20 protein-coding genes and 1 tRNA gene are annotated in these 18,137 nt (G+C 58.0%); 9 read left to right on the top strand and 12 right to left on the bottom strand.

Annotated elements, in window-relative coordinates; translation table 11 throughout:
- Positions 1-6: 6 nt before the first annotated feature.
- The 4 genes from RI101_14200 to fmt are packed head-to-tail and all read right to left on the bottom strand — an operon-like array spanning position 7 to position 4,708.
- Positions 7-1,572 (bottom strand): phenylalanine--tRNA ligase subunit alpha, encoded by a 1,566-nt coding sequence (locus tag RI101_14200; GenBank protein MEC4891202.1) that lies wholly within the window; start codon positions 1,570-1,572, stop codon positions 7-9.
- A 10-nt stretch (positions 1,573-1,582) separates the two neighbouring features.
- Positions 1,583-2,284, bottom strand: coding sequence for a ribulose-phosphate 3-epimerase (gene rpe / locus RI101_14205; GenBank protein MEC4891203.1), 702 nt, complete (start codon positions 2,282-2,284; stop codon positions 1,583-1,585).
- Positions 2,277-3,701, bottom strand: a complete 1,425-nt coding sequence (gene rsmB / locus RI101_14210; GenBank protein ID MEC4891204.1) for a 16S rRNA (cytosine(967)-C(5))-methyltransferase RsmB — start codon at positions 3,699-3,701, stop codon at positions 2,277-2,279. Before rsmB ends, rpe begins: the two co-directional genes overlap by 8 nt.
- 35 nt (positions 3,702-3,736) lie before the next feature.
- Positions 3,737-4,708, bottom strand: coding sequence for a methionyl-tRNA formyltransferase (fmt, locus tag RI101_14215; GenBank protein MEC4891205.1), 972 nt, complete (start codon positions 4,706-4,708; stop codon positions 3,737-3,739).
- 87 nt (positions 4,709-4,795) lie between these two features.
- Between fmt and RI101_14220 the strand changes: the two genes are divergently transcribed.
- Positions 4,796-4,872, top strand: a tRNA-Met gene (locus tag RI101_14220).
- Between the two features lie 290 nt (positions 4,873-5,162).
- Here RI101_14220 and RI101_14225 read toward each other — a convergent pair.
- Positions 5,163-5,867, bottom strand: coding sequence for a hypothetical protein (locus RI101_14225; GenBank protein MEC4891206.1), 705 nt, complete (start codon positions 5,865-5,867; stop codon positions 5,163-5,165).
- Positions 5,868-6,294: 427 nt separating this feature from the next.
- Between RI101_14225 and RI101_14230 the strand changes: the two genes are divergently transcribed.
- From RI101_14230 to ybgF, 4 genes are all read left to right on the top strand, one after another.
- A complete protein-coding gene (locus RI101_14230; protein MEC4891207.1) occupies positions 6,295-6,492 on the top strand; it encodes a hypothetical protein in 198 nt (65 codons plus the stop codon).
- A 119-nt stretch (positions 6,493-6,611) separates the two neighbouring features.
- Positions 6,612-6,959: a hypothetical protein gene (locus tag RI101_14235; protein MEC4891208.1), complete on the top strand. Its 348-nt coding sequence runs from the start codon at positions 6,612-6,614 to the stop codon at positions 6,957-6,959.
- 207 nt (positions 6,960-7,166) lie between these two features.
- Positions 7,167-8,105 carry a GGDEF domain-containing response regulator gene (locus tag RI101_14240; protein ID MEC4891209.1) on the top strand — a complete coding sequence of 313 codons (939 nt, stop codon included), beginning with the start codon at positions 7,167-7,169 and terminating at the stop codon, positions 8,103-8,105.
- 251 nt (positions 8,106-8,356) lie between these two features.
- On the top strand, positions 8,357-8,854 hold the full coding sequence (ybgF, locus tag RI101_14245; protein MEC4891210.1) for a tol-pal system protein YbgF: 498 nt from the start codon (positions 8,357-8,359) through the stop codon (positions 8,852-8,854).
- A gap of 40 nt (positions 8,855-8,894) precedes the next feature.
- Here ybgF and RI101_14250 read toward each other — a convergent pair whose 3' ends face one another.
- Both RI101_14250 and RI101_14255 read right to left on the bottom strand, forming a co-directional pair.
- A complete protein-coding gene (locus RI101_14250; GenBank protein MEC4891211.1) occupies positions 8,895-9,410 on the bottom strand; it encodes a DUF2726 domain-containing protein in 516 nt (171 codons plus the stop codon).
- 9 nt (positions 9,411-9,419) lie between these two features.
- On the bottom strand, positions 9,420-10,613 hold the full coding sequence (locus tag RI101_14255) for an anhydro-N-acetylmuramic acid kinase (protein ID MEC4891212.1): 1,194 nt from the start codon (positions 10,611-10,613) through the stop codon (positions 9,420-9,422).
- A 142-nt stretch (positions 10,614-10,755) separates the two neighbouring features.
- On the opposite strand from RI101_14255, the gene RI101_14260 reads away from it, so the two are divergent.
- The 4 genes from RI101_14260 to RI101_14275 all read left to right on the top strand — a co-directional run bounded on the left by RI101_14260 (position 10,756) and on the right by RI101_14275 (position 14,275).
- Entirely contained in the window at positions 10,756-11,688 is a 933-nt protein-coding gene (locus RI101_14260; GenBank protein MEC4891213.1) for a metal ABC transporter substrate-binding protein, read from the top strand.
- A gap of 53 nt (positions 11,689-11,741) precedes the next feature.
- Positions 11,742-12,533, top strand: coding sequence for a metal ABC transporter ATP-binding protein (locus tag RI101_14265; GenBank protein MEC4891214.1), 792 nt, complete (start codon positions 11,742-11,744; stop codon positions 12,531-12,533).
- 13 nt (positions 12,534-12,546) lie between these two features.
- A complete protein-coding gene (locus RI101_14270) occupies positions 12,547-13,392 on the top strand; it encodes a metal ABC transporter permease (GenBank protein MEC4891215.1) in 846 nt (281 codons plus the stop codon).
- A gap of 241 nt (positions 13,393-13,633) precedes the next feature.
- On the top strand, positions 13,634-14,275 hold the full coding sequence (locus tag RI101_14275; protein ID MEC4891216.1) for an outer membrane beta-barrel protein: 642 nt from the start codon (positions 13,634-13,636) through the stop codon (positions 14,273-14,275).
- 131 nt (positions 14,276-14,406) lie between these two features.
- On the opposite strand, the gene RI101_14280 is transcribed toward RI101_14275, so the two are convergent.
- The 5 genes from RI101_14280 to RI101_14300 form a co-directional block, all read right to left on the bottom strand.
- Positions 14,407-14,838 (bottom strand): GNAT family N-acetyltransferase, encoded by a 432-nt coding sequence (locus RI101_14280; GenBank protein MEC4891217.1) that lies wholly within the window; start codon positions 14,836-14,838, stop codon positions 14,407-14,409.
- A 324-nt stretch (positions 14,839-15,162) separates the two neighbouring features.
- Positions 15,163-15,585: a hypothetical protein gene (locus tag RI101_14285; protein MEC4891218.1), complete on the bottom strand. Its 423-nt coding sequence runs from the start codon at positions 15,583-15,585 to the stop codon at positions 15,163-15,165.
- 31 nt (positions 15,586-15,616) lie between these two features.
- Positions 15,617-16,582, bottom strand: coding sequence for an RluA family pseudouridine synthase (locus tag RI101_14290; GenBank protein MEC4891219.1), 966 nt, complete (start codon positions 16,580-16,582; stop codon positions 15,617-15,619).
- A 90-nt stretch (positions 16,583-16,672) separates the two neighbouring features.
- Positions 16,673-17,530 carry a hypothetical protein gene (locus tag RI101_14295; protein MEC4891220.1) on the bottom strand — a complete coding sequence of 286 codons (858 nt, stop codon included), beginning with the start codon at positions 17,528-17,530 and terminating at the stop codon, positions 16,673-16,675.
- An 89-nt stretch (positions 17,531-17,619) separates the two neighbouring features.
- The gene (locus tag RI101_14300) at positions 17,620-18,042 is read right to left on the bottom strand and encodes a F0F1 ATP synthase subunit epsilon (GenBank protein ID MEC4891221.1); all 423 of its coding nucleotides are present in this window, start codon (positions 18,040-18,042) and stop codon (positions 17,620-17,622) included.
- Positions 18,043-18,137 lie beyond the last annotated feature (95 nt).

Here is an 18,137-nt window from a genome sequence, read left to right on the forward strand (position 1 = left end):
TCGCAGCTAAAAGATTCCCCGCGTCGTGCGGATCAAGTCCAAATTATCGGTGAACAGCTCACGGATATCGTGAATGCCGAGCGCCACCATGGCCATCCGGTCCAGCCCAAGCCCCCAGGCAATCACCGGGACATTCACCCCTAATGGCAAGGTGACCTCCGGGCGAAACAGCCCGGCCCCGCCGAGTTCCATCCACCCTAAGCGCGGATGGCGCACGTGCATTTCCACCGACGGTTCGGTGAACGGGAAATAGGCCGGCAGAAACTTTACTTCCTTTGCCTGGGCCACTTCCCGTGCGAAGAGATTCAGCAGGCCTAAGAGCGTGCGGAAATTGATGTCTTCGCCCAGCACAATGCCCTCGACCTGAAAAAAATCGGTGGCGTGCGTCGCATCGACCTGATCGTAGCGGAAACAGCGTGCGATGGAGAAATACTTCCCCGGCACAGCCGGAACCGACGCCAGCGTCCTGGCCGAGACTGCCGTGCCCTGGCTGCGGAGCACCAGCCGCTTGGCCCGTTCGCCATTGAAGGCGTACTTCCATCCCGTGGAGCCGGTCTTGCCGCCATTCTCGTGGGCCTTCGTCACCTGCGTCAGGAACGGCTCGTCGATTTTCGTGGCATGGGTGGGATCTTTCACAAAATAGACGTCGTGAATGTCCCGCGCCGGGTGAAACTGCGGCATGAAGAGCGCGTCCATATTCCAAAACTCTGTTTCGACCAGCGACCCGCGCATTTCCTGAAAACCCATGCTCACGAGTTTTGTCTTCACGGTGTCGAGAAACTCGCGATAGGGATGTTTCTTTCCTGTGCCGATTCGTGGCGCCCGCAGGCTGATCGTGTATTTGCGGAACCGCTTGCCTCGCCAACTGCCGTCCTTCAACAATTCCGGCGTGAGCTGGGAGACTTCTTCCGCGACGCCTTCGCGCAGAAGGTGCTCCGCTGCGGTTGCCCCATTGGGTGAGAGCGTGAACGATCGCGTGACACGGTCATCCACGCGGAACGGTTCTTTGGCATTGCCGCGCTTCACGGCATAATCTTCGATGATCTGGCGATGTGGTTCCGAGAAGCTCGTCAAGTCTCTGGCAGACTCGTGGACTTCCTTAAGCAAGGTGCGAATCGCCTCAATGGTCGGACTGGAACGTCCGGTCGCTTCGATACAGCCGCCCTGGACAATCAGCAGCACGCCTTCCTTTTTCAGGCGGCCGACGGCCTTGCTGACATCGGAGGGATCCAACCCGTCCTGCGCCTGCAAGTCGGGGATCGTCAGCCGCTTGCCCGTGCTGGCGACTTCTCGCGCGGCCGCGAACACCCGCTCGATCGGGGAAGCGGTGGCAAAATATTGCTCGCCGAGTTTCGTCAGCGACACCACCGGCGTGACCGTCTCGGCATGCACCATGAGCAGCGACTTGGCCAGCAACCACTCGATGGCCATGCTCAGCTGGGAGGGCTCCAATTCGGCTGCGGCGGCCAGCTGCTCGGTTCCCAGCACCGATCCGAACGGGCGCGCGCCAAAGGCCGTGAGGACTTTGATTTCGAGGGGGTGCAGGCTGTCGATGAGTCCGGAAATATCCACCCTGAATGGCCTATCGATGGAGTGCGGCGTGCGCCATGGTTGAGGAAGCCGGCTGACCGGCTGACCGTAATGCGGCAATAGTCCCGGCATAGTCCCGGCTGGAGAAAATGGCCGACCCGGCGACGAGCACATCGGCCCCGGCCGCCAATACCTGAGCGGCATTGTCGACTTTTACGCCGCCATCCACTTCGAGCAACGCCGGGCTGTGGAGACGATCCAGCATCTCGCGGACGGCGGTAATCTTCTGCAGCGCGGATGGAATAAACTTCTGCCCGCCGAATCCGGGGTTCACCGACATGATCAGCACCAGATCAACCTCAGGCAAAATTTCTTGCAGCAAACTGACCGGCGTTGCGGGATTCAGCGTGACCCCGGCCTTCGCACCTCGTTCTTTGATCAACTGAATCGTGCGATGCAGATGGGGACAGGCCTCCACGTGCACCGTGACGTAGTCCGCCCCGGCCGCAACAAATTCTGGAATGAACGCATCGGCGTTGGTAATCATCAGATGCACGTCGAGCGGCAGCTTGGCGACTTTCTTAATCGATTCAACCACCGGCGGCCCGATGGTGAGATTCGGCACAAAATGGCCATCCATAACATCAATGTGCAGGAGATCCGCGCCGCCCCGTTCAACCGCGGCGATTTCATCGGCAAGCCGGACGAAATCCGCGGCAAGGATAGAGGGGGCAATCTGCACTCGATTACTCATGCTCGGCCTTTCGCAACCTGGCGGCGTAAAATCCGTCCATCCCGGCCTCGTTTCCCAAGGTAGACAACGCCCCCTGAGCGGTAACGAAGGGAAGGGCGTCGGCAGGGAGCCACGGCGCCACAGATTCGCGCATACACGCTGAATGATCCCGGCAGAAACGGTCGATCACCTCTTCCGTCTCTTCCGGTTCAGTTGAGCAGGTACTATAGACCAGCACCCCGCCGGGCCGCAAGACAGAGGCCGCCTGCTCGAGGATCTCGCGTTGCAACACCTGATGTCTTGCAAACATGCCGGTGTCTTTGCTCCATTTCGCGTCAGGATGCCGGCGGAGCACGCCGATCCCGCTGCACGGCGCATCCACGAGAATGCGATCGAATATCCCCAGCGAGCCTGCCCGTTGCCCCCCGGGTCCTGGTGATGCCAGCGCACCGATATGCCGCGCATCTCCTACGAGCGGAGTCACGATCGTTGCCCCAAGCCTGTGGCAATTCTCGGCCAACAGTTTCAGGCGCGCGGGCTGCCGGTCCAAGGCCACCACTTCGCCTCGGTTCGCCATCAGATCGGCAAGATGTGTGGCTTTGCCTCCCGGCGCCGCACAGGCATCAAGGATCCGTTCGCCCGGCTGCGGATCAAGCACGAGTGGAATGAGTTGCGCCGCTTCATCCTCGACATAAAACCACCCCTCGCGAAACCCAGGGAGCGCCGTCACGGACTGCCCTCCCTCCACAACAATTCCAGCGGGGCTGACAATGGTCGGCCGCGACCCGATGCCGGCTTTTCCCAACTGTTCAAGAAAAGCCTCCCGTGTCGTTTTCTGTCGATTCACACGCAGCGTAAGAGCAGGAACGGTACTCACGGTCTTGCAGGCCGCTTCAGCCCCCTCATACCCGAGTCGGTTCACCCATCGCTCACACAACCAGAGCGGCACGGCATAGCAAAGCGACAAAGCCTGGGCGGGATCCTGACCAAGATCCGGCAAGGGCGGTTCAGAAGAGCGCATCAGCGCACGTAATACCGCGTTCACCAACCCTCCCCAATCACGCCCGAGTTTGGCCGCATGAGACTTCGCCAAGTTCACCGATTCATTGACCGCTGCGGATTCCGGCACCCGATCCATATAGAGCAGCTGATACGCGCCCATCCGCAGCACGACTTGAATGACCAGTGGAAGACGCGCCAGCGGCTTGCTCAGCACAGGCGCCAATCGCCAATCAAGGGTTTCCTGCCGCCGCAAAACTCCATAGATCAATTCCATTGCGAATGCCCGATCGCGGGGCTCTCCCGCCTCACCGGTCCACATCCGATCAAGGATCTCATCGATCGCATCACCGGACTTCTGGAAGGCCAGCAGCACCGACAAGGCCCGGTGCCGGGCGAAGATGGCGGATTTTCTCTGAGCAGGTTGGATCGATGACATAGCTGTTACATCCGGCGGGAATGCACTACGCGGACTTAGAGCCTCGCCGCCTCGCGATCGTTCGGCAGGGAAGGTCCGGCATCGAAGCGCTGCCCTGCGGCAACGTGATGACCGGCAAGAAACTGTGCCACAGTGAGCCGCTTGCTGTTCGCCGGTTGAACCTCTGTCACTTCAAGAACGCCCTCGCCAGTCGCAACCTGAATCACCTGTTTGGTCACCCCGACGATCGTACCCGGCGCCCCCTGCTTATCCATTGCCCGATGTGAGGCCTTCCAAATCATCCAGCGTTCACCATCGAGAAATGTGTAGGCTCCCGGCCAGGGTGATAGTCCTCTCACGCGATTGGACAGTTGGCTGGCGCTCATCGTCCAATCGATCAGGCCATCTTCCTTCTTCAAAATCGGCGCCATGGTCGCCCGTGAATGGTCCTGAGGAAGAGGTGTAATCGTGCCGGCCTTGAGCTGTCTGATCGTTTCGACCAGCAACCGCCCCCCAATGGCCGCCAGTCTCGGAGCTATCGTTCCCGCAGTGTCGTCGGGATCGATCGCCAGGCTTTCTTGCAGCAGCATCGCCCCGGTATCCATCCCTTCGTCCATCAACATCGTCGTAATACCAGTTTCGCGTTCGCCATTGATCACCGCCCATTGCACCGGCGCAGCCCCCCGATATTTCGGAAGCAGCGACCCATGCACATTCACGCAACCCATGGGGGGCAACGTGAGCACTGAGCCGGGCAAGATTCTGCCGAAGGCGGTCACGGCAATGAGGTCGGGTTTCCAGGCCGCCAAGGCCTCGAGAAATTCTGGCGCTTTGATTTTAAGCGGCTGCAGTAACGGAAGATGTTCCCGCTGCGCGATTACTTTGATCGGTGACGGCGTCAGTACTTGGCCGCGCCCCTTCGGCCGATCCGGCTGCGTGACGATCCCCACCACCTGGTCGTCCGATGCGAGCAGCGCTTCGAGCGAGGGAACGGCAAATTCAGGAGTGCCCATGAAGACAATACGCATGCTATCGCTTTAGCACTGCCCTCGCGCGAATGCAACGGTGGCGCTGGTTCGCTTGACTTGCCGTCTAACCGTTTGTTACTCTCCCTCTGCGGGGTGGAGCAGCCTGGTAGCTCGTTGGGCTCATAACCCAAAGGTCAGAGGTTCAAATCCTCTCCCCGCAACCAATCAGTTCACCCCTATTCTTTTCCTAGCTCATATGCGAAATATCCGGCAGGTGACGTAACGGCATAATCAGCCGTTTGTGCTACTACCTCCTTCGGATCCGCCCCGAACTCTTGATACCTACGTGGCAACAATTAATTTCGGCTTTCAGAAGATTTCTCAGTCTAAAGGCATCGAAGAATAGTCAGTTCGACGGGTCAAATCGAACTCGCCTCGTTGGGTCTACAACTTGAAGAGCGGGCCCCACCCTTGCGAATGGGGCTCGCTCCGCCTTACTGCTCAGGTGAGGAACTTAGAAGCCGGCAGAACCACTAGTCGTACCGCCCTGGCAACGAAGATAGAGCTGGAAAAATCCCTGCCGGTCGCTAAACGCCGCGTTGGAATGTGATCCAACAACAAACCCCGTCGTAAGGGACGGGTATGCCACCTGATTGATAGTGACATAGGCGCTGGAACTATAGCCGACATTTGACACGACATAACCGGATGGGCAGCTCATCGCATAGGAGACGGATTGCCCGAACGACACCGTCTGCACCGGCCCTATTTTAGTAACGAATTTCCCCGTGCCCGTACCGGACGAAGAGTCTTCCTGACAGATCACGGATCCATCGGGATTGATTTGCCTGATCGAGCTACCGCTGGGGCAGGAACCGGTAATCAGTCCCTGCTTGGCATTCAAGGCGTTCTGTAGAAAGTTGAGTTGCGTCTGGACCATGTCGATTTGGGCTTGAACCGTTGATAACTGCTCTTGCAGTGTAGAAACATTGGTAACTGAGGAGGCGATCTGCGCCTGTAACTGCTGGGCCAACTGTTGCAACTCCGTAAGCTGCTGCGTGAACGTGTTCATTTCCGATTGGAGATCCGCAATGTATTGGGTTAAGGCCTGAAAAGGCCGCCCATTGGCCCCTGGAAATGCTTGCTTGCTCGCAGCATAGAGCGGTGGGGATGAAACCAGAATGGCAGCAAGAAACGATACTGTGACCTTTATCCACATGGTAAGTACCTCCAGTATGGGACAACGGCTACCCATGCCGAGTAGTTGGACCTGAGTGGAGCAAGTCCAATGCCCTCACCCCCGCAGCTCTTGATAGGAATGTCGGATAATGTTCGTTGAGGTAACGCGCTGATAATCCGACCTATTCCCTGCATCAATCCTGTGGTTCGTGACGAGACAGGCGATTCTGTCGCACCCCCACTGTACGCAAATTTTCTCCCGCCAAGACATCTCTGGCCAGATCGCCAGACCGCAGCCACATACTGACGTAGAAAGACCAAAAAGACCCGCCGGTCATTGAACGAATCACACACAAACAGCCACATACGGCCATCCATGCCTGATCAGAAATGCGCAAGTTACTTTGTCAAACTCCGCCCTTGTTGTAGCATCAAGCCACCGTCACTGAGTCGGAAGGAGTCGGCTGATGCACTTCGTTCGAATCGGAAACCGCGCGCTGAATCTGGACAGTATTACCCACTGCGAGGTGCAGGTCTGGCACGATGCCATGTCGGTAAAAATCTATCTGACCGGCATGGCGAACAATACGCCGGTGGTCCTCAACGAAGAAGAAGCGAAGGAGTTCTGGAAGTACATCGAATATGTGGCGGAAAAACCCGTCTAGGTGGTTTTCGCCCTCAGGCCCCGTTGCCCTTGATTCCCATCCAGTCCTTCCTACAGAAGCACCTTTGCAATCCCCGTCACATGCGCTACACTTCCCCTCAGAAGGGGAGGGCATTCTTTATGACACGAACCGTCTCTGCCACCCACATTGGCATGCTCATGATGTGGCTATCGCTGGCGGCCGGCTGCGCCGACGAATACGTCGCCTATCATAAAGTCACCGGCGAGCCTCTCATCCTGACACGCCGGGCCTATACACAGGAGGCCTGTCTCAAACAGATCCAGCAAGACTCCGATGAACTCGGCGTGACGTTGCGATATGTGCATATGAAGGGATCGCTGTTCGGGCAATCGCTCTTGTGGCCATTTGAGCCGGGCTACGCCTGCGAAGCCGCCATTGGCCCGCCAGATATTCGCCGGGGCATTTATCCGCGCGAAGAAGGGCGCGTGCTGTCACAGTTACAATAACCGACGCTCTTCATCTTCCCCGCCTGAAATATGGTGCCGCGCACTGGATCTCTCGCAGTTCTCCTCCCCCCATCGAAATATCGAGAAATCCTTGTATGCCCAACATGTTGCGTTATACTCACACCCATGGACTCCTGACCGAATTGCCATCGCAGGAGTCGAGTTTTTCAAGATCTGAAATAGCCACGACTGAGGACGTGACGCTCAATGATCAAGTTATTGTTGGTCGAAGATGACAATGTCGATGCGCACCTCACCCAGGATATTCTGGCTGAGTGGAGCATTGAGCAATTCGACATCACGCACGTGACCAGGCTCAGCGAGGCCTTTGATTGCCTTGGGCGCAGTCACTACGATGCCATACTGCTGGATCTCTCATTGCCTGACGCCTACGGAATCCCGACCCTGAAACAAGTTCAAGCCACCAGTCCGACGATTCCGATCATCGTGCTGAGCACGGTCAACGATCAAACGCTGTCCATCCAAGCGGTCCAGCAAGGCGCGCAGGATTATCTGGTCAAAGGCCAGGGCCACCCCGATCTGCTCGCCCGCTCCATCCGGTATGCCATCGAACGCAAGCGCGCGGAAGAGCGAATGACCTACCTGGCGCAATACGATCAATTGACCGGCTTGGTCAATCGAACCCTGTTTCGCGACCGGCTGATTCAAGCCATGGCCCGCAGCAAGCGCCTCCAGCGCCCGCTGGGCCTCATGCTGCTCGACCTCGACCGGTTCAAATCGGTGAACGATACGATGGGGCACAGCGTGGGCGATCTCCTCCTCAAATTGGTGGCGGATCGGCTGCGAACCTGCGTGCGGGAGATCGACACGGTCGCGCGAATGGGCGGCGACGAATTCACGATCATTCTGGAAGGCTGTGCGTCCGAAGAGGACATGGCCGTCGTGGCGCAGCGGATAACGGATGCGATTGCGGAGCCGTTCGATCTCGGCCATCATCATGCGTCAATCGGTGTCAGCATCGGCATCACCGTCTACCCGTCCGACGACCACGATGTGGACGACCTCTTAAAACATGCCGACGCCGCGATGTACCAGGCCAAACAAAAAGGCGGCTGCTCGTTTCATTTCCACGTTCATACTCCCACGACACCGGCCACCGGCCACGCCATTCGCCGCACGGCATAACTCTGTCCTGTGCCCGGTGACGCGGCAAAAACATCACAGGTGTCTCGATCTTGCCGTACAAATCTGTCGCTGAGAACCGCTTATACCAGAACGGCTCCAGATCTCTGCCGTTTCACAGTCGGAAACGTTCCGTTTCTCGCCGTTTGAGATGCCTCTTCACAGCCGCCTAATGGCACAACGATTGCGATACTCATCTCATCATGTTCCGCACGAATCTTGTCCGGCTGACTCGTTTGTTACTGAGGGGGACTATGAAGAAACTGAACACCATCGGATTGATCCTCGCCGCCACACTGCTTCTCTCCGCAACTCCATCTCTGGCCACCCCTGGCCAGCTCCAAGACACATCGCGCCGGCTCTACGACCGGGTAATGGAAGAGTTCAAGCATCGCGATTATGAGGCGGCGCTGGCCGGATTCCGATTTTTCATCGAAGTCCACAGCCACTCCGCCCTCGCCGCAAATGCGCAATACTGGATGGGGGAATGCCAATACCGGATGGGCCGCTACAAAGATGCGCTCACATCTTTCTATAATGTGGTGTCCTACTATCCGCTCAGCCAGAAACTCGCCGCCTCGACTCTGAAAATCGGCCAGACCTATTCGAAATTAGGGGATCAGGACAAAGCCCGTACGATGTATGAGCGTGTGGTGGATCAATACCCGGATAGCGCGGAAGCCGAACTCGCGCGAAAGGCCCTCGACACATCCATCGCCAAAATAGATCCGGCCCCTCATCCGGCCGAGTAAGCTCCGATGCGTGAATTTCTCGTCACGATCCGGCGATCCTTCATGCGTCCTCAGGATCAAGCCCGAACAACGAGGTCAGCGCCGGCACCGTATAGGCCTGCTTCGATCGCAATGTGACCAGCTTGATGCCGGCTGCATCGAGAATCTCTTTGACGATCCGCTGACGGTCGGCCTCCGGGCCACGGCGTGTTCCATCCTCGACCTGGACCACCTGCGCCACCTGCCTCGTGCCGGGATGAACCAGCACAAAATCGACCGGTTTGAGGGCAATCTCACGAAAAATCTGTGTCCGCTCCTTCCCTACCGCATCGACCGTGACGAACGCCCACAGAGGAACCTGGGAAAAGACCAGATAATAGTCCTGCACCGCGAGGCGCATCAGGTTATAGAGCACCACCTCCTGCTCCGTCAGCAACGGAGCCGGGGCCAGCGTGACACCGGCGGGAAGGACTGGGGCTGGAGCTTTTGCGGGAGCCGGAGATGGGTCCCGCTGCCAAAACACCAGCAGCAATACACCCGCCGCTACCACCCCGATGAGAATTGCGTCCAACGTCATGGGTTTCGTCTATGCGGACATGCGGCGATTCAACCGGCGGAGCCATCCTAGCCCACTGGGCACAATACAGCCCAACAGGGCCGGATGTGTCGCGCCGGTCACCGCCGGAACATTGCCGTACTGTTCCATGATGGTCTGATAGCCAAGTATCCCAAACGCCACCGCTTCCAAAGCCTTGCTATCCCACCCCAAGGCATCGAATGTCGTGACTGGAGCGGGAGAGAAGACGTCCGACAGATGCGCCATAATCGCGCGGTTGCGCACACCGCCACCGCCGACCACGACTTCGTCGATTCCACCGCCGTCAATCCATCGTCGGGCCGTGCCGACTGCCTCGGCGGTCCATCGGCTGCAGGTGGCGAGCAGGTCTTCGATCGACAGTTGCCGCGCCGCTTGAACAGCCAGCAACTCATCGACCATCGGCGCGCCAAAGGCTTCTCGGCCCGTGGATTTGGGCGGCTGCTTCGAAAGATAGGGATGGGCCAAGAGCTTCGCCAGCAGGCGCCCGTCAGGACGTCCGCGTAAAGCCAGCCGCCCGTCCCGGTCCATCGATACACGGCCTTCCGTGATCCGATCAATAAGCCCGTCCAACACCATATTGGCCGGTCCCGTATCGAAGGCGCGGATGCCGCCCACCCCTTTCCCGCGCGGGAGATAGGTCACGTTGCTGATACCGCCGAGATTCACGACCAGCCTTGCCCGCCTGGGATGGCGGAACAGGAGCGCATGGACACCGGGCGTGAGCGGCGCCCCCTGGCCGCCGGCGGCCATATCGCGCGGACGGAAATTGGCGACCGTCGTGATGCCGGTCCGCTCGGCGATGACCGCCGGCTCGGCAATTTGCAAGGTTGAGCGGATCGACCCAACCCCGGCATCCTTGATGCCATGCGGCAAATGATGCACCGTTTGGCCGTGAGAGCCGATCAAGTCCACATGTTTCGGCTGCAACCCCGCCTTCCGAATGACCCCCAGTGCCGCATTCGCAAACCACTCGCCGAGCAACGCATTCAAATGACACAGTTCGGAAACGCTTCCCGACACTGATGCCGTCAAGACCCGCTGCTGAAGCGACCGTGGATAGGGCATCGGGTGAAAGGCGAGCATCTCCACCTGAAGCCCCGATTTCTTTTTGGTGATCTCGATCAGCGCGGCATCGACCCCGTCACCGGATGTTCCGGACATCAGCCCGACCACTTTCATCATCCCGCTTCCCTTTCGATCACACGCAACTCCTGCTCGGTCCGCGCTACGCTAATGGAAGTCACGATCCGGGTCAAGCAGGCCGGCCATTCACCAGCGCGCGGCGCGTTGACATCACGCACCCTCGATGTTACCGTCCCCGCCCATGCTCGTACACATTCGCAAAATCTACTGGCCCATCCTGGCCATGGCCCTCTGCAGCCTTCTTTCTGTTGCATCCCAGGCACAGGCCTCATCGGCAGCCCCTCTAAATGTCGTCGTCACCATTCCCGTGCTCAAGGATCTGACGGAACAGATCGGCGGCCGCCAGGTACGCGTCACCTCGCTCCTGAGCGGATATGAAAACGAGCATACGTACTCGCCGAAGCCCAGCGATCTGATCGCGGTCCGCAAAGCCACGGTGCTCTTCGAAGTCGGCCTCGGTCTCGAAGTGTGGGTTTCATCGCTGGTGAAAAACGCGGGCAGCCCCTCGTTACTGGTCGTCACCACCTCCACAGGCATTGCCATAATCCGCGATCACTCGGAACCCAACGGCTCGCCGGCTGGCCACCATCACGAGGGAGGCGGCAACCCGCACGTGTGGATGGATCCGCAGAGCGTCTTGACCATGCTTCACCACATCACCGAAACGCTGTGCAAGCTCGATCCGGCGCATGCCACGGAGTTTCGCCAGAATCACACGGCCTATGCACAGAAATTGGAGGCGCTGCAAAAGGAACTTGCGGATCGCGTCAACCGCCTGCCGGATCGCCGCTTCGTCGCCCATCACCCCGCCTGGCCCTACCTGGCGAGACGGTTTGGTTTTGATATTGCCGCCACGATCCAAACGCAATCTGGCACGGAGCCGTCGGCCCTGCAACTGCAATCGCTCATCTCGAAAATCAAACATGACCGGATCAAAGTCATCGCCTCTGAAATTCAACTGAGCCAGCGGATTCCAGACCTGCTAGCCAGGGAAGGGGCTGCGCGTGTCGTCATCTTGACCACGCTTCCGGGAGGCCTCCCCGGGACCGAGACCTACCTCGACATGCTCCGCTATAATGTGCTCCAATTGGTGAACGCGCTTGAGGCGGCCTAATCGCCTATTCTCATCACGCTGACTCCTCAGCGCCGGAAGGAGCCCGGTTCCTCGTGTCGATTCAGAAAGAGCCCATCATCCATTTCGACCATGCCTCCTTCGGTTTTCCCGGTGTCCTGGCATTACAGGATATCTCCCTCACTATTTCCGCCGGCGAATTTGTCGGCGTCATCGGCCCCAACGGCTCGGGGAAAACCACCCTTTGCCGCGCCATGCTCGGCCTGATGGCGCCACTCGAAGGGCATTTGCGGATTTTCGATTGCGCCTGCGGCGAACTGCGCTGCTCCCATCGCGCCCAAATCGGCTACCTGCCGCAAAAAGGCGTCGTGGATCGGAACTTCCCCGTGACAGTCTTGGAAACCGTCATGATGGGCCGATACGGCGCGCTCGGCCTCTTCAAACGCGCCGGCCGGCAGGATCGGAAGATTGCCCTCGAAGCCCTGGCCCACGTCGGCATGGACAATCATCAAAATACGGCACTGGGCCACCTTTCAGGCGGCCAGCAACAACGCGTGTTTATCGCCAGAGCCTTGGCCCAGCAGCCGAAAGTGCTGCTCCTCGACGAGCCGACCACCGGGCTGGACATCACCACCCAGCACAATGTCATTGAACTGGTCGCGCAACTGCATAAAGAGCTGGGCCTGACGGTGCTCTTGATCACCCATGATATCAACATGATCCGCTCGCGAGTCGATCGCCTGGTCCTACTCAAAACCAGACTGTTTGCTTCAGGCCCTCCAGCCGAGGTCCTAAAGCCAGAAATCCTTCGCCAGGTCTATGGCAAGGAATTGGTCATCACCGAGAAGGATCTCGTGATCGTTGAGGATTACCACCACCATCACTAACTGTTGGCGACTCATGCTTGAACTATTGGCCTACGACTTCATGCAACGCTCCCTCCTCGCCGCTGCGATGGTGGGAGGGCTCTGCTCTGTGATCGGCGTGTTCGTGGTCTTACGAGGGCTGGCGTTCGTCGGGGCCGGCACGTCGCATGCGGCCTTTGCCGGCGTGGCCTTGGGCTATCTGATGGGCTGGCCGCCGTTGGCCCTGGCGATTCTGTTCGGGCTGGCGACGGTTTGGATCACCGGCTGGGTGGAAGAAAAAGGCCGGATGAAGCTGGATGTCTCAATTGGCATCCTCTACACCACCACCATGGCCCTGGCGATTCTGTTTCTCGGCCTGATGAAATCCTACAATGCGGAAGTCTATGGCTACCTGTTCGGCAGCGTCCTTTCTGTCACCAGCGAAGAGCTGCGGGTGATTGGCGGGCTGGGCATCCTGGTACTGGGACTGATACTGCTCTTTTCGAAAGAGCTCTATTTCATCGCCTTCGATCAGGAGATGGCCGAGGCCTCCGGCGTCCCGGCACGGCGCATCTTCTTCTTGCTCCTCACCCTCGTGGCCCTCACCGTCGTGGTCTCGCTCAAAACCGTGGGCGCCATCCTGGTCTTCGCGATGATTCTCATTCCGGCTTCAACCGCCTACCAGCTCACCCATAGCCTCACCACCCTCACTTGGTACTCTGTGATCATTGGCGTCTCCACCGCCGTGGCTGGTGTCTTGATCTCGGCAACCTGGGATATTCCCTCCGGACCGGCCATTGTCCTCCTCGCCACGACAATCTTTTTTCTGGCCGTTCTGTTTTCCCCGAAGCGTCAGCCACGCGTGGCAGCAAGCCTCTGCCAGGAATCTCATCACCACTGATAGTCTTGGCACTCATCCCTTGGATCATCTCTCCTGTAGGCCAACCACTACAGGACTGTATGATTATTGAATCACTTTTCTCGGTCACTCGTATTCTCTGAAATCTATTCAGTGTAAAAGTCTCATCTTTTTGACAAGATTTGGCTGTTTGCTCTAGATCCTTTTCCTGGGCTGTTCGGTACAGGACTTGCCATCCTTTGCTCTATTGTCACATATCACACATTTACCTTGGAGGCACCGCATGCAGAAGAAACCGTATTGGTGGGGTACAGCCACCCTCACTGTAGCTTTTATCACCTTATTACTCATCCCGGCAGTCCCGGCGCTCGCCCAGGATGGGAAACAGGAATTCGGCGGGATCGAGCCAGGGAAGTGGGTGCTCGGAATGCGCGCTGGATTTGCGCCAATCACGCAAGAACTCTCTGCAAACCGTTCTACCGACGTCGGTTCACTGGTCAACTTTCAGGCTATGTACAGCCTAAATAAATGGCTGCTGGTCGGTATGATGCTGGAGTGGGAACGTCATGCCGTCGATCAGGAACGGCCGCTGCGTGATTTGGGTCACCAAGACACTGTGTCGGTGTTGCCGACCCTTGAACTGCGTCCCACCAACTTCGGACCGGTCAGCCCCTATGTCAATATGAGCTTTGGCGTGAACGTGAACAGCTTTGGAGAAAATACCAGCACCAGGATCAGCCCAAGCAACACATTCGCCTGGCGGTTAGGCTGGGGAGCGGACTACATGATCACCAAGCAAGTTGCCCTGAATGCGGAAATGGCCTACAAGCGGAATGACGGGCACGCCACTGTGAACAGCACACGAATCGATGACTGGAATGCGTCATCGTTCGGCTTCCTGTTCGGCGGAAAGATGTATTTCTAAACTTCTGGACGCGCGGTTGGAAGAAGAGGCAGGATATCCTAGCATGCCGGGTATCCTGCCTTTTCTTTTTTAGTCAGAACCTATACCTGGAGGAACCGCCCCTCCCTACGAGGAGATGAGAGAGCGATGCGTTATTCGTGCGAAGCATTCTTACTGCGGCTCCAGACCATGCCGGTCTGCTCGCCTGAGCTGAATCCCAGTTTTTCGTAAAACCCTGGCCGTCTGGTGCACAGCCAAAACAGTTCCACTTTTTTGAGCCGGGGATGCTGCAGGATGCGCTGAACGAGCTCCGCGCCGATCCCTTGTTTTTGATAGGCCTGATCGACGATGACATCCCAGATCGTCGCCCGATAGACAAAATCGGTCAGCACACGGGCGAAACCCACAAGTTGTTCACCATCCCAGGCACAGAGTGCGAGGTCGGTATGGCGCAGCATCTCCCTCGCGTCCTCCAATGCCCGCCCTTTCGCCCAAGGCGCCTGCTGAAAGAGTCTGAGCAACTGCTGGGGATCGAGCGTCTTTTTATCGGAAAACGTGAGGGTAGTCTTGAGGGTGGGGGGCATTGTGTACTAAAGTATCTCCCGCTGACTGCTCCAGTAAACGGGTCAAAGTGTACGAGGAAACCGATGTCAACGCAAGTACGTAGCTGCCCCAAATGCTTTCAGCTGATGTGGCTCAAGCCGGATCAGTACGAGGTCTTGGACGACGTTTTTGTCCGCGCCAAATGCCCCCACTGCTCATCGACCGTGCGGTTTCGGCTGGTTTCTGAAGGAGCCAATGCCGCCGGACCAAAAATGGGGCACTGATCGCCAGTGTGACGTATGAAAGACGAACTGTGAATTAAATTGGGCCCGCCAGCCTCGCCCCTCAATCATCACCATTGATTATTAGATCCCGCGTCCTGAGCCATCTAATTCCGGTTTATTTCCCGGCATGATCTTGTGGAGGGCGGCTCGGTACTCCACCACACGCTTCTCATCGATGCGCCCCACTTCTATCTCCTGATCACGCTGCATCCGCTCGATATGATCGAGAACCGCGAGTAAGGGCTGTACGGAGCCGAGCAACTTGCCCACTTCAAAGGCCTCCAGGGACTCGATGAACAAGTCGTTCAACCCTTTGTATGCCGTCCCGCTGCTCTGCTGCCGAAACCGCGACACAATCTCCTCATACTCTTCAATGGCCTCCAGCTTGGGCTTGACGCCGGTCGGCACAGCCGTCAGGTGCACAATGGGCGGCAGCTTCGCCGCATAGAGCTTGAGTTGAGAAGTTAATCCGCCGATCGCGTCGAGTACATCTGACGTGTGCATACTTTCGTCCTATTCGACTTCACCAGACGCATCAAATATCCTGCGTCGATTTTCTGGGAACCAGTCTTTCGAGTGCCTGCATCACCTCGTCCATATCCGGCGGGAGCGGCCTGGTGAATTCATGTCTCTCCCCGGTGGCCGGATGTTGAAACCCTAGCGTCCTGGCGTGAAGCATGACTCGCGGAATTTCGATGCCTTCGATTTCGCTGACCTTCCTCCCTCCGTAGGTGGGATCACCGAGAATGGGGTGGCCCAGGGCGGTCAAATGCACCCGCAGCTGATGGGTTCGTCCCGTTTTCGGGTAGAGCAACACATGGGCGGCCAGCTTTCCAAACCGCCGGTCCACCTTGTATTCCGTGACGGATTCTTTGGGATTCGTCGTGCGGGCCGAAAACTTCTTGCGCTCCTTGGTGTCCCTGCCAATCGCCAGTTCGATGAGGCCATGCCCCTTTTTCGGCACCCCCCAGATCAAGGCTTCATACACCCGCGTGATCGTGTGATGCTTGAATTGCGCCGCCAGATGCCGGTGCGCCTGGTCCTGCTTCGCAATCACCATCACCCCGGACGTTTGCTTATCAAGCCGGTGCACCAATCCTGGGCGTTCTTTCCCCCCAATGGTGGACACTGTTCCGCCTGACGTCTGGAAGTGATGGAGGAGCGCGTTGACCAACGTTCCGGCCCAATTCCCCGGCGCTGGATGCACGACGATGCCGCAAGGCTTATTGAGCACCAAGAGGTGCTCATCTTCGTACAAGATTTCGAGTGGGATCGCCTCCCCTTTCAGCTCCAGAGGCTCGGCTTTGGGTATGTCAAAGGCAATGAGATCGCCGGGTTTTATTTTCTGGCTGGGCTTGGCCACTTGCCCGTTCATCTTGACCCGGCCCTGTTCGATCAGGCGCTGAATGGCCGAGCGCGACAGATTGGGCTCGCGGTTCACGAGAAAGACGTCGAGGCGCTTCGGCTGTTCCCCAGACGTGATGACAAACTCTGTTTGCATGGGGGAAAGCTACTGGAGGAAGGAGAGAAAAGCAATCTCCTCAACAGTCTTGCTGCGGATCCACGCTATCAGCATGTTAAGAATTCCTGCCTAACGATGTCTCTGGAGCCGGGCAATCTCCGCCTCCTGCTCAGCCACGATCCGCTTCAGACGCTCGATTTCTTCGCGCAATTGGAGAATGACTGTCTGGGGCTCTGTTTCTGATCCGGACACTCCAGCGCTTATTGATGGAGGTCCTACGCCAGTCTTAAGCGGCTTTGGTGGCGTGGCAATCGCTCTCGTCCGCTCGAGGATTGAAAAAAACCCCCGGTGATCCAACACCAGTTCGCTGGCTGACGCCCGGTGCCCACCAGACCAATTGGCCTGCCGGCGCACCACATAGCGGGACGACTCGAAGGTTAAGGCCCCATCGCTCCCTCTGACGGAGTGGAAGGGATTCTCTCGCACTGCCCTGAAATCGGCTGATTCCCTGGCTAACAGAGTCCGATGGTTGGCCACAACAATATGTAATAGCGATTCACTCACAAATATTCCACCGGATGTGACGGCCAAATCAGATCCATGCGGGATCGTGGTGCAGTAGGCAATCCACTCATGCGGGGCGGCGCTTTGAAAGGACTCTTTAATCGCTGGGGCCAGAAGCGCGATCTCCTCTAACGAAAAGACCGCGCGCGGCGGTTGAGCGCTGTCCATTAACCCGACGCGATCTTCAAGGAGCAGGCGGCCGAGAATGGCTGTTATTTCTTCTGACGTCCAGATAGAGGGATGATCGTAGCGAGGGGCTGTGCTGGCAATCCCGTATGAATCCAGTCTCACGAACCACGAGGGTTCTTCCTGAACGACACGACTCGTCAACGTGGGCCCGGCACATCCGGCGCAAAAGACCAGCATCCAGAGGACAAGTCCAGCCGCCTTCATTTTGGCCTGAGAGAGGATAGGGTATCGCAAGGGGGAAGCCTCCGCCGGTAGAACCTGACAGAGCGGCTCGCTGGAAGAGCACGCGAGCATAGCATCTCGAACGGGGCGAACGAAGGAGTTTACGCGAGGCCGGTCTTACGGGTGCGTTCAGCGATCTTCTTGCGAAGGCGGGCCTTTTCAAGACTGATCTCGGCCTCTTTCACTTCGGACGGCAAGCCTCCGACTTTGAGCCGTTGTTCAGCTTCAGCGACTTTGGCCGCAGCCCGTTCGACATCGATATCCTCGGCCTTCTCCGCAATCTCGGCCATGATGGTCACCTTGCTCGGCGTGACTTCGGCATAGCCCCAGAGAATCGCCATGTGGTTCGTCTGATCGCCGACACGATACCGCAGCTCGCCGATGCGCAGCGTCGAGAGGAAATGGCAATGGCCTGGCAACACGCCGAACTCGCCTTCCGAGCCAGGGGCAATCACTTCATCCACCTGCTGGCTCAGCAGCTGCTTCTCGGGCGTCACCACTTCTAATAGAATCTTTCCTGCCATTGCCTCTTCCTCTTCTCACTCACTCATGCACAGTCGGCAGGGCGCATCTCGATTGCGCGCATTGACCGAGCACGGTTTTATCGTGCGCGGGCAGC

The sequence above is a fragment of the Nitrospira sp. genome (assembly GCA_035968315.1).
Lineage (GTDB): Bacteria > Nitrospirota > Nitrospiria > Nitrospirales > Nitrospiraceae > Nitrospira_D.